The following is a 12019-nucleotide window of genomic DNA, read 5'->3' as shown; positions in this document are numbered from 1 at the left end:
AATATAGACTAACAATTATAAAATTTCATTTTTTATAGAGAGTAGTAAGCTAATCATTGTACCTAACATAATCCAATATAAATACAATTGCATTGTCGTACCAGCTATAAAGGATACCATTAAACCAAAATATCCGACAACTAAGGAAAATACCTTCCAAAATAACTCTTGATCAATATGTAACCATTTCTTATATAAACCTAAAAGCTGACAAATTATATAACCAGAAGGTATTAAAAACCCTATTAAACCTAGAGTTCCATAAACAGCAAATTGATGCGGATACTCACTAATTACGGGGAAGCTAGATTTAAAAATTCCATTCTCATTTTGAGATTGTATCCATAATTTTACTTCAGCATTATGTTTTAGACTATCTGGAATATTAGAAATAACATACGCCTGTTTTAAATCGTTTCCACCAACACCTAAAATAGGATATTCTTTACCAATATTATAGTCTACACGCATCATTCCAAATCTCTGCTGATTACTACCATTACTTGTGGATGCTATAGCAGACATATCAACTACTTCATTTTGTAAATCTTTCAACGGAATTAAGTGACCATCTTCTATATTTAAAGTTAATTTATTTGCACCTTGACCTGCTAATTCTCCCGTTTCATAAGGTCCAAACTTTTGTAACTCAATAACTACATTAGAATATTTCTCATAGTCACTTAATTTAGGTAGATCAATAGTTAAAACGGCTGTATCACCTTTTCTCATAGTTTGAGGAATTGTGACATTAACGCGCCCAAAACTATTCCATTGTTTATCATACCAAGCTGCTGTTAATTGATAGTTCTCAACATCATTCCAAGTCATCCAACCCGTATTTTCAATTTTTAAAGTGATAATATGATTATCTTGAATATTAGTAACATCATAATCTATACTATATCGATCTCTTAAAACTGAATTACAGCCTAATCCAATTATAACAGCACATAAAATCCAGATACCATTCTTAATTACTTTCTTAAAATATGTTTTAGAAGTTAACTTTCTAAATTGAATAAGCAATAATAAACTGGCAAGGGCACATTCAGCTATTAAAATACCAATCGCCGTTTTTGAGTTAGTTGTTAACATCATAATGATTAATATAACAGGTAATAATTTCCATAACCAATTCGATGTTTTTTTAACCATTGCATAATATATAGAAACTGGTATAGCAATCGATAAATAGGTAGATAAATACGCTGGTTCCGCAAATAGAGAGCGAACTCTATTACCATAAAATAAAGGCGGCCACCAATTGTGGGACGATGCAACATCATAAAACAATGGATTTATTTTAGTCAATATAATTGATGCCCATATCCCACCAAATAGATGTACATATTCGACTATGGAATATATGGTACATAATAAGGCTCCACCAATAATGCCTTTATAAAAATATTTAAAAACATTCTCTTTACATCGTATATATAAAGATATAATCCATAAAGAACACCCATAAGTGGTCAAAAAATTAAACATTAATTTGATAATAATTTTAATTGAAAGCCAAATTATTCCTATAATATTACTATCTTGATTCAAAATACTATCACTATTAGGAATTAATGATACAAGTTTTACTAACTTTTCAAATTGATCAATGTTAATGCTACTCCAATATGGAAATACCAAAAGCCCATTAACAGTAGAGAAAAATTGTACAACAAATAAAGAAATAACAAAATATACATATTTTTTAGGAATCCATGTTGTTCTCTTTTTAAATGCCTGGTAAAAATAACATCCGATTCCCAATATAATCGGATATATAGATAATTTACTACCCATATCCAAAACAGGAACTGTCATAAACTTATGAATAACATGAAATGGAATAAATACAATGGCTAGCATAAAACAAAATAGTTCGAACTTACCTAAACTAATATTATTTATACAATTTATGCCTCTCATTCAATCCTCCGTCTATAATAGTATATCTATAAACGTCTTAATAAACGTCTTAATAAACGTATAAATAATAACCCTAATTTATACCTAATTCTTAATAGGCTATATACACCCAAATTAATTGATGCTAATAATTGTGGGTATAATTTTCTTAAATCTTTATCTATATCTATTAATAAATAATCTTTATCTGTATTAGTAAAATTAGAATACCAATAAAATAATAATTTATAACGACTACTCAACAATCTAAAAAGTAAGTTTTGTCTATAACCATTAGTATAATGAGTATCATTATACAATTTAAAAAGACGCTTTAATATACAAATATAATCCTCTATATGTTTATAAATGCCATTCCAACTAACACTTTGAGTCGGTTGATCTAAACGATATTGATATACTACATCTTCTAAGAATACTACAGAATCAATTATGCTAAATATAAAATACACAAATTCTGTATCAACATAGAAACAATGTTCAGAAATTGATTGATTTACCTTTTTATATTGCTCTAGCTTTACACATATAGAATGCATAGGCATATAATCAAATTCACTTAAATCATTTATAGTATATAAAGTATTAAATTTTAAATTACGCCTTACATTTATAAGACTTATTCGATCATTATAAACCTCATTATATGGATTAATAACTAAATCAACATCAGCATTTTCTAGATACGTAACTAATTGATCTAATGCATTTGGATTTACCCAATCATCACCATCAAGAACTTTATAATACTTACCTTTTGCAACCTTTAACGATGCGTTAATAGTAGATCCATGCCCACCATTTTCTTTAGCAATAAGTGTAATTATATTTGGAAACTTTTGTACATAAGATGTAACTAAATCAACAGTTTGATCAGATGACCCATCGTCAACTACAATGATATCTAATTTATCAAAATATCTACATTCACAAAGCGAATCTAAGCATTTCTTTATAACATTTTCAACATTATATGCTGCTATAGAAATGGATAAAATTTTCTCACTCATATTTACTAATATCCCTTATCACTTGACTATAAACTAATTGAATATTTTCTACAGTTTTATTCGTAGTAAATCTAGAAAATGCAATTTTCTGTCCTTTTTTAGCATATGAAGTATATACTTGATTGTGAGAATTACTTAAAATAGATTCTAATAAATATTCTAGCTTACTCATATGGCCCAAAGGATATAATAAACCAGTTACACCAGATTCAATTATTTCATTAGACGCATTATTCTCACTAACTGAACTAATAACTAAACATCCATGAAGCATTGCTTCAATTAAAGTTCTCCCAAATGCTTCCGATTTAGAACAAGAAACCACAACATCGACCGTATCTAAGATTACATGTAAATCAGATCTTCTACCATAAAAGGATACATATGAACCCATATTATGATATTTAACATATTCCTCTAATTCTGACCTCAATTCACCATCCCCAATTATATGAAGGTGAAAATTGGTAACTCTTTTTCTAAGTAAATTATGTAAAGTTTCTATCAATTCAATCTGATTTTTATTTCGATTTAAATGTCCTACAATAGCAATATTTACTAAATCATTAGTTAATATAGGGCGAACTTTATAAAAACTGGTATCAATACCATCGTATATGACTACACATCTCGTTGTATCAATATATTTTGTATACATTGATTGTATATAATTGGACACAAAAATTATACGGTTACTACTATTAATCAATTTATATCCCAATCTATTATTAAATAGTTTAGATGAAAAAGCATGTTCAATATCTTCCCTTATGTGCCAAACTAGCGACTTTTTCATAATTTTGCTAGCCACCGCACCAACATAAGTAAAGATAGTATTATTATGAACTATATCAATCTTATGTTTATAAATATAAAAGCATAAATACAAAACCGATATAACATTTAATAGTAACCCTATCCCCTTTATACAATATTTAACTATAAATTTAATTGATAAATTATTGTAAACAATCCAGCTCAATGTTGGAATAATCTTATAATTAATTTGATGCTCCTCTAATAAAGATATTCCATCACCATATTTTGGTAAAATTACAAATACGTTATAACCATATATAGTTTCTAAATTCACAGCCAATTCAACTAAACTAAGAAAAGCTCCAGATGTTTTGTTATTATCCGATGATACTAATAATATATTCATCTATTCTCTCCATTAGAGATGTATTCAATAGATGGTCTAAATGAAAAGCCCTGAATAGTTGATTTCCAAATTAATGATAATCTTTTATATTTATTATTCTTTGCATCTTTAATAACCTTTAAAGAATGAAATAATAATCTAACACATTCATAAAGGAACCCTTTTATTCCTTCTCGTTTATACAAGTACACATCATTTCGATATAAATATTTATACCGATCTAGTCTTTCTTCTACCTCTGTTGAAATATGTGCACCTATATTACTATTTGATTTATGAATAACCACGCTATTATTTACTACATAACATGGAATATGTCTTGATATTCTTCGTGTATATTCCCAATCATCTGTCCAAATGAAGAAATCTTTTATAGGTAAACCAAATTTCTTTACTACCTCTACAGGAATAAATAAAGAAACAAATGATGCCATAACACAAGGAACTAGTGGAGTTGAAAAATCTTTAATATTTTCAAACATAGTTTTCCTTTGTACATTCATTGTACAAATCGAATAATCCTTCCAAAGTACCTTGCTACTTAAGAACCCATAATTTTCATGTAAAGTCGTATCAGCATCAAAGAACTCTTTTAACGCTGAGTGTTCGGGCATACAATCATCGTCCATTATCCATAAATATTTATATTGTTTTTTTGCAGCATAGCTTATCCCAAAATTAAAGCCTCCTGCACCACCCAAATTAGAACCAGTATTAATATAAATAATAGATTTATCCAAGATATATGGTTGTAATGCAGATTCAGTTCCATCTGTACTAGCATTATCTATAATAATAATATCTAGTTTATCCGACTCACTCTGTTGCTTTAAACACTCTATATTTTCTAATAATAAGTTTTTTCGATTGTATGTGACAACAATAGCAGCTACTAATTTATCCATTATGGCCCCCAAACTTTCTCTTTATAAAGTTTAATATTTTACCTAACCAATCCTGCCTTTCCATAAATGAAACAGGCACTTCACTATAAGAATAATTATGAGTTTCTAACCAGACATCTAATAAACGTTCACTTAAAAAGCCAAATAATCTTGGCTCTATACAATCTAATTTAGACTCTAAACTAAATAATACAGAGAATAACCACTCACAATATGCATCATATTTGTCTCGTTTCATAACAAACATATTAAACATATGTGCCCATTTTCTTTTTTTCAAATTTTCAAAAGCATCATAATAACTGGGATATTCATTTCGTATAATCATTTCTAATTCAATTAAGTCATGCTCATTATGAGCATGAATATATTGATTCCATATAGTCTCAATATAATAATGCCGTTTTTGAGATACAATAATATCCGTTTTAGACAGAATATCTTTATAATCTTTGTATGAAAAGATATCTTTACGATTACCTTGAATAAAAAAAGGTTTATTTCTAGACATAAAATATCTACGATAATGGCATAACCCTATATAATCCGCATCAAGATTTTTCCAAGCCCAGTATAATGCTGTTAGTTCACAATAATTAGGATTTTTTAAGGATATATTATTCCCCGTATTATCACCAATATACCCTAGATCTTCTTTACCTTCTCGACCTACATGAATAGGTATATATACAGAATCCTCTGGCATCCAATATTTTTTATGGGTGGCTACTAAAATCTTAATGTTCACAGTACTCTCCTACATGAATGTTGATTCTCAAATCTATACCTACGATAGAAACAGCGATTATGCTAATTCTTTTTCAACCAATGCTAAAGCACTAGCAATGACCTTATCCATATCGTAATATTTATATTCCCCTAAACGACCACCAAAGATAACATTGGAAATCGTTTCGGCCTTTTTAACGTATTTAGCGTAAAGATCTAAATTCTTCACGTCATTTACTGGATAATACGCTTCTTCACCGATTTTCCAGTCTTTTGGATATTCTTTTGTTACATATGTAACAGGCTGTGTACCAAATTCAAAATGCTTATGTTCAATGATACGAGTATACGGAATCTCTCCTTCCGTATAATTCACCACCGCAACGCCTTGATGGTTTTCTTCTTCGAGACGTTCTGTTTCAAAGTGAAGACCACGATATTCTAATACCCCTTCAGAATAACCAAAGTATTCATCTATAGGGCCTGTGTAGATAATCTTATCTGCCAAAGATTCGTATTCGTTCCGATGTTTAAGGAAGTCTACACCTAAGCGGACTTCAATGCCTTCTAACATACGTTCAATCATCTTGGTATAACCACCCATAGGAATACCTTGGAAGCGATCATTAAAATAGTTATTATCATATGTATAACGCACAGGTAATCGTTTAATAATGAAAGCTGGTAACTCTGTACATTTACGGCCCCATTGTTTTTCCGTATACCCTTTAATGAGCTTTTCGTAAATATCAGTACCTACGAGGCTGATGGCTTGCTCCTCCAAATTCTTAGGTTCCCCTGAGATGGCAGCTCGTTGTTTAGTAATAATATCTTGTGCCTCTTTTGGAATTCGAATATTCCACATTTTAGAGAATGTATTCATATTGAACGGCAAATTGTACATCTCGCCTTTATAGTTTGCCACAGGACTATTTACATAATGATTAAACTCAGCAAATTGATTGACATAATCCCACACATGTTTCAAGGATGTGTGGAAAATATGAGCACCATAGACGTGAATATTGACATCATCTTTGCTTTCACAATATAGATTACCTGCTATGTGATTGCGACGGTCGATGACAAGTACAGATTTACCACGCTTGTGCGCCTCATGAGCAAATACAGCACCAAATGGGCCTGCCCCAACTACTAAATAATCGTATTTCATTAATAGGCCCCTTTCGATTTAGCAACAGCCAATACAGTTTTCAACAGATATACAATATCAATCCATACAGACCAATTATGCACATACCAAGAATCCATGAGAACTCGTTCTTCATAGGTGGTATCACTGCGACCACTTACCTGCCAAACACCAGTAATCCCTGGTGGTACAAGGTAAAAGTCATTAATATAGTCGCCGTATTTTACAATTTCATCTCGAACAATAGGTCTTGGCCCTACGAGGCTCATGTCCCCAACGAGAACATTCCACAACTGTGGCAATTCATCAAGACTTGTCTTTCGAAGAAATTTTCCGATTCTTGTAACGCGAGGATCATCTTTCAATTTAAAATCTCGCTCCCATTCTTCACGAGCAGCTGGATTATCTTTTAGATATTGCTCCAAAGCCTCTTGTGCATTTGGCACCATGGATCGGAATTTATAACAAGAAAATGATTTCCCACCTTGACCAACGCGTTTATGTCCAAATACGATAGATCCTGGAGAATCTAAGTAAATCAATATAGCAATGATACCGAGAATTGGTAAAATCAAAATGCCACCACATACCGTAGCTACAATATCAAAAATACGTTTGAAAACACGGTTAGATTTGCGTGCTAGGTTATTTTGCACACGCAATACGACGGCTTGTTCTTCCATCATGCCACGTGCTGTAATATTACTGGCTGGTAAACCGAATAATTCAGGAACAAATGCTACTCGTTTTACTAATACTTGTAATCGATTAATCAAGGATACTAATTTTTTAGACTCAAGTCCCGGAGCACAAATCAGTACAGTTTGAACGCCTGTATCTTTAATAACGCTTTCTACATCTTTAAAGGCTCCAAGGCATGGATATTCTTTAGCGATGGATGATGATTTAGGATTATCATCTACATAACCAATAATCTTATAGGTAGTAATCGGCATACGCTCTAATGATCTCTGTACAAGTTCTGCTGTCTTTCCCGCCCCAACGAGAAGAATCGGAATTGTTAAATATCCTGCTTTTGAAAGTAATTTTCCTACAATAAAACGCTCGCTAAAGATAAATACGAGCATACATATATAAGCAAAGGCAACAAATAAACGAGACACATCATTAATAACATGTCCTGTGTACATGAGAACAATCGATACGACAACCCCTATGGTAATGCTGCGAAACAAATTTTTCATCGTATCCCAATAAGGTGTTACCACAGAATAGACATTATTAAGCAACAAGATAGTTAAAAATACGATAGGCACAATACCATATACGTAAATTTCTTCTACCTTAAAATTTGAACTTACTGGTAAAATTGATAAGTTTAAACGCAAATAATAGGCTGCTAATATCCCCAAAACAATAGCAATATAATCTGCTATAAGTACTATGAGCTTACTTATAAATAACTTTTTATTATTGTTATTACAGATAGAACGATTCATACTAATACCCCAATTATAAGAAAAGGTTGTTTTCTCAATCTCAAAATATTAAGAAAACAACCTCTCTATCATACGAATACAATGTACCAATATTTACATATATTGTATCATATTTAAATATATAAAACTATAAAAAACATAGATTTCACCTATCTTTTATGTAGTTATTTATTCTTTAAGTCTATTTAAATCCTACTTAATTGTCTATTAAATAGTAGTTAGATGCCTTCCAATACAGCTATATAATTCTCAATTATCCCGCAATTGAAGCATAATCCCCATAACAACCCAAAAAATGCGAATACCCGATGAATTACCCCAAGTATAATCAATAGATCCAAATAAAAATAAATAACTAATAAAACCTACAATGATTGATAAATCATAAGGATTTGTAGATATAATATAGCTTTTTACTGATTTATAGATTGTGAAAATTGAGAATCCTAAAAACCCAATTAGACCTAGTATGCCAGATTCAGAGGCTATTTGTAACATATTATTATGAGAATGACCTAAGTCTTGGGTTTCTTTTTCTGATTTATACTGCTCTCGATATGTTTTCTGCCACAAACCTGGACCAACACCAATTACAGGATGATCCATAATCATTTTTCTATCCGACTCCCATACATAGATACGGCCTAAATTTGAGCCATCAGTAGTTACATTAAAGGTGCTTTCAAAACGAGCCATATAAGCTTGATTACTAGTAAATATAAAACTGATTCCTATAGTAGCCACAAGAAGTACCAATAAATAACGAATGTTAACAAAGGAATAGCGCAATGTAATAAGTACACCATTAATACCATTAAATAGCCAAGAACCACGGCTTTGATTGCCTAACATTCCCAACACTATACTAAATAAAGAGAATACAGCTGATTTTTTTACATAAGAAGGAAATGTTTTATCATAAACAGTAATTAAAGCTAATGAAAAAGCGAGCGTTAACAACATAGCTAGCCCCATCATAGAGCCATTAATGACACCACCTGCACGACCCTCTGTTCCTACATTATACCCCAGTAAATATTGTACAAAGGCAGATAGAGCATCGATGCCTATATACACAAAAAATATTGATAAAATAGTATATAATTTGCGAGAACTCTTGATAAATAGCAAGATTGGTACGATAATTAAAATCTTCCAAATCCAAATATTAAAGAAGTACTTAGTCGTCACTCGTATATTATCACTAATAAATGCAGACGGTAATATACATAACAGCATACCTAAGTACGCCCATCCATATTGGCGTATCGAATTTGGTATAGAAACTTCATCTCTTTTATACCACCATGTTAAAAGTGTAACGAGTACTATAAGTCCATAAATAAAATTACCAAAAGCCATAGATGACCGCGTCGTACATATCATAATTGAAATGAGTACAGTAAGTATCATTTCATAATTCTTAAGTATCCAAGATTTCATACTAACACCCTTATCCCCTTATTGTTATTATCTAATAATTAAGTATAGTTACGACTTACATATAACGTATAAATGTATACTTATTTTATTAAATTTTTCATATGTTCTTGAATTTCTTGTTCATATTGATCGAGTAATTCATAGCGTTTACGATATTGGCTACGTTTTTGTGACTTTATCTCCTCAATAGGCTTACGATATTCCTCTAAAGGAATTTTGAAAAAACGTTCATCACTACATAGTACACCGCCAGATTCCTCCCACAATGAATCTAGCTCAGCTACCTTTGCACGATGACCGCGAACTAAATGAGTATTCGCATAAAAGCCTTCATCAGATACAGCGTAAATAGATTCTACCTTACAAATGGCTGCAATATGACGTAATAGGAACATGATAAAGTTTTTTGGACGATAGCCAAACATCTTTTTTGTAACTATTTTAGCATTATCAAGACCATCTTTATAACCTTGAATCGTACCAATCCACATAGCAGATTCCCCATTAAAACCTTTACCAAAACGGAAGTTAGCATGGTATACCCCTTGATTACCCAAGGTGAGTAACAAGGTCAAAAAACCTTCTTTACGCTGACCAGGTCCATAATATAAACGAGCTACCATATCAAGGTCTACCGATTCCCATACGATATAGCCACGATTCATCCGACTTACGTCATCATAAATATTATCAGGATCTACAGAGTACATCTCACGAATTGCTTCATCTGTAAATATATCTTTCAAATAATCAAAATGATTAACAATAGCCTCTAATCGTTCCTGAGGTGTAGAGCTTTTAAACAAGAAAAATCTTGTCATCAACTCAAATAAACCAACTTGTCGGTCTAATAGTGTTAAATCAGGCGTGTAACTTGCAAAGTAGTTCTCTAGCGCCTCTATTTCTCGTTTATTTCGTATGGAGCGCATTGTATGTAAGAAGGTACGACGTGTTTCCCTCCAACTACGCTTGCCGTAAATCTTACGACCTCGCTGCCATTGTATTTGTAAATATCCCATCTCATACTCCTATCCACTAATACAACTAACAAACTTTATCATTAATGATTAGTGGAGTGTAAATTATCTATAATCGCAACTAATTCATCAGCTACACGATTAACAATGAATCGTTCCTCAACAACACGTCGTGCATTTGTGATAATACTTGATAAATCTACCGCATCACTCATCACATGCTCCACTGCTTGTTGTAATGTATGTTCATTCAAAGGATCAACAATAAATCCAGATATACCATCTTCTATAATTTCTCTCTGAGCCCCAGATCCACTCGTAATGACTGGTACACCGCAATACATAGCCTCACAAATAACAAGACCAAAGGCTTCACGCGTTACAGTTGGCAATAACAAGCAATCAATTGATCTATATAAACCTTCAATATCAGGTGTAAAACCTATAAATTCAACATAAGAATGCATGTGATGCGCATCTATATAGTCTTTAAGTTTTTTGATTTGATCCTCTGTACCAGCCCCCGATATAATCAACCGAATATCTGGATTGTTTTGATGAATCTGTTCAAGAGCACTTAAAATCAGATATAAACCCTTACGTTCTGTAATACGCGCACTATATCCAAATGTAGTAACTTTAGATTTCATTGGCACATTATCTGCAAATGAAAGAAATCTATTTGGATCAATACCATTATAAACAATATAATATTTACTAGTATTCTTAATAATAGGTGTCATAAGGTCATCATAAACGAGTTTAGATACACATACAAAGGCATCTACTTGTGAATTGATCCATTTATGATACATATCTGTTTTACCAGGTACAAGATTATGTTTAATAAACATCAATTTAGCACCCGTTAACTGCTTAAGAGCAATACAGAATAAGATATATTTACCAGAGTGGCATACAATTGTATTAATTCCTTGTGCTTTCATCTGTTTGGCTACTGCATTAACAGATAGAAAACCCTTCAAAGTATAGAGATTGGCAGTCATCACATGGCCGACTTGAGCATAGCGAGATTGCATCTCTTCATTTGATTGGTCTACTAAGGTATAAGCAGCCCTATGTCGTTGTTGTAATTGTTTACAAATATCATATACATATTGTTCACCACCGCCCCAAATTTTGGCGCCTACAATATTGATTATAGACATAGGTTCCTCCTATCATATACAGATCAATACACATATAGTGGCATCCATTGATGTATTCGAAATAATGTTTACATATACA

General features: G+C 31.6%; 10 protein-coding genes. All 10 read right to left on the bottom strand.

What is annotated here, in order from left to right:
• Nucleotides 1-15: 15 nt before the first annotated feature.
• A complete protein-coding gene (locus ACGHIY_RS00135; protein ID WP_004698053.1) occupies nt 16-1929 on the bottom strand; it encodes a hypothetical protein in 1914 nt (637 codons plus the stop codon).
• Between the two features lie 26 nt (nt 1930-1955).
• A complete protein-coding gene (locus tag ACGHIY_RS00130) occupies nt 1956-2939 on the bottom strand; it encodes a glycosyltransferase family 2 protein (RefSeq protein ID WP_278467340.1) in 984 nt (327 codons plus the stop codon).
• On the bottom strand, nt 2932-4104 hold the full coding sequence (locus ACGHIY_RS00125) for a glycosyltransferase (RefSeq protein ID WP_004698039.1): 1173 nt from the start codon (nt 4102-4104) through the stop codon (nt 2932-2934). The genes ACGHIY_RS00130 and ACGHIY_RS00125 overlap by 8 nt, the downstream gene beginning before the upstream one ends.
• Nucleotides 4101-5009, bottom strand: a complete 909-nt coding sequence (locus ACGHIY_RS00120) for a glycosyltransferase family 2 protein (RefSeq protein WP_004698023.1) — start codon at nt 5007-5009, stop codon at nt 4101-4103. The genes ACGHIY_RS00125 and ACGHIY_RS00120 overlap by 4 nt, the downstream gene beginning before the upstream one ends.
• The gene (locus tag ACGHIY_RS00115; protein WP_004698019.1) at nt 5002-5757 is read right to left on the bottom strand and encodes a DUF4422 domain-containing protein; all 756 of its coding nucleotides are present in this window, start codon (nt 5755-5757) and stop codon (nt 5002-5004) included. The genes ACGHIY_RS00120 and ACGHIY_RS00115 overlap by 8 nt, the downstream gene beginning before the upstream one ends.
• Before the next feature lie 57 nt (nt 5758-5814).
• The gene (glf, locus tag ACGHIY_RS00110; RefSeq protein WP_390525529.1) at nt 5815-6912 is read right to left on the bottom strand and encodes a UDP-galactopyranose mutase; all 1098 of its coding nucleotides are present in this window, start codon (nt 6910-6912) and stop codon (nt 5815-5817) included.
• Nucleotides 6912-8351: an undecaprenyl-phosphate galactose phosphotransferase WbaP gene (wbaP, locus tag ACGHIY_RS00105; protein ID WP_119563097.1), complete on the bottom strand. Its 1440-nt coding sequence runs from the start codon at nt 8349-8351 to the stop codon at nt 6912-6914. Before wbaP ends, glf begins: the two co-directional genes overlap by 1 nt.
• 249 nt (nt 8352-8600) lie before the next feature.
• Complete coding sequence (locus ACGHIY_RS00100; protein ID WP_008714512.1) at nt 8601-9794, bottom strand: O-antigen ligase; 1194 nt, start codon at nt 9792-9794, stop codon at nt 8601-8603.
• A gap of 80 nt (nt 9795-9874) precedes the next feature.
• Entirely contained in the window at nt 9875-10813 is a 939-nt protein-coding gene (locus tag ACGHIY_RS00095) for a DUF535 family protein (protein WP_101928922.1), read from the bottom strand.
• A gap of 41 nt (nt 10814-10854) precedes the next feature.
• The gene (locus ACGHIY_RS00090; protein ID WP_101928921.1) at nt 10855-11940 is read right to left on the bottom strand and encodes a glycosyltransferase family 4 protein; all 1086 of its coding nucleotides are present in this window, start codon (nt 11938-11940) and stop codon (nt 10855-10857) included.
• Nucleotides 11941-12019: the final 79 nt, after the last annotated feature.

The organism is Veillonella parvula (assembly GCF_042850485.1).
In the GTDB taxonomy this organism is placed as follows: Bacteria; Bacillota; Negativicutes; order Veillonellales; family Veillonellaceae; genus Veillonella; species Veillonella parvula_Q.
The sequence above is the reverse complement of the archived record's forward strand: the minus strand, read 5'-3'. Positions and strand labels throughout refer to the sequence as shown.

Excerpts from the sequence above, each read along its gene's own strand:
- ACGHIY_RS00135 (WP_004698053.1), bottom strand. The coding sequence starts at position 1,929 with ATGAGAGGCATAAATTGTATAAATAATATTAGTTTAGGTAAGTTCGAA.
- ACGHIY_RS00130 (WP_278467340.1), bottom strand. The coding sequence starts at position 2,939 with ATGAGTGAGAAAATTTTATCCATTTCTATAGCAGCATATAATGTTGAA.
- ACGHIY_RS00125 (WP_004698039.1), bottom strand. The coding sequence starts at position 4,104 with ATGAATATATTATTAGTATCATCGGATAATAACAAAACATCTGGAGCT.
- ACGHIY_RS00120 (WP_004698023.1), bottom strand. The coding sequence starts at position 5,009 with ATGGATAAATTAGTAGCTGCTATTGTTGTCACATACAATCGAAAAAAC.
- glf (WP_390525529.1), bottom strand. The coding sequence starts at position 6,912 with ATGAAATACGATTATTTAGTAGTTGGGGCAGGCCCATTTGGTGCTGTA.
- wbaP (WP_119563097.1), bottom strand. The coding sequence starts at position 8,351 with ATGAATCGTTCTATCTGTAATAACAATAATAAAAAGTTATTTATAAGT.
- ACGHIY_RS00100 (WP_008714512.1), bottom strand. The coding sequence starts at position 9,794 with ATGAAATCTTGGATACTTAAGAATTATGAAATGATACTTACTGTACTC.
- ACGHIY_RS00095 (WP_101928922.1), bottom strand. The coding sequence starts at position 10,813 with ATGGGATATTTACAAATACAATGGCAGCGAGGTCGTAAGATTTACGGC.
- ACGHIY_RS00090 (WP_101928921.1), bottom strand. The coding sequence starts at position 11,940 with ATGTCTATAATCAATATTGTAGGCGCCAAAATTTGGGGCGGTGGTGAA.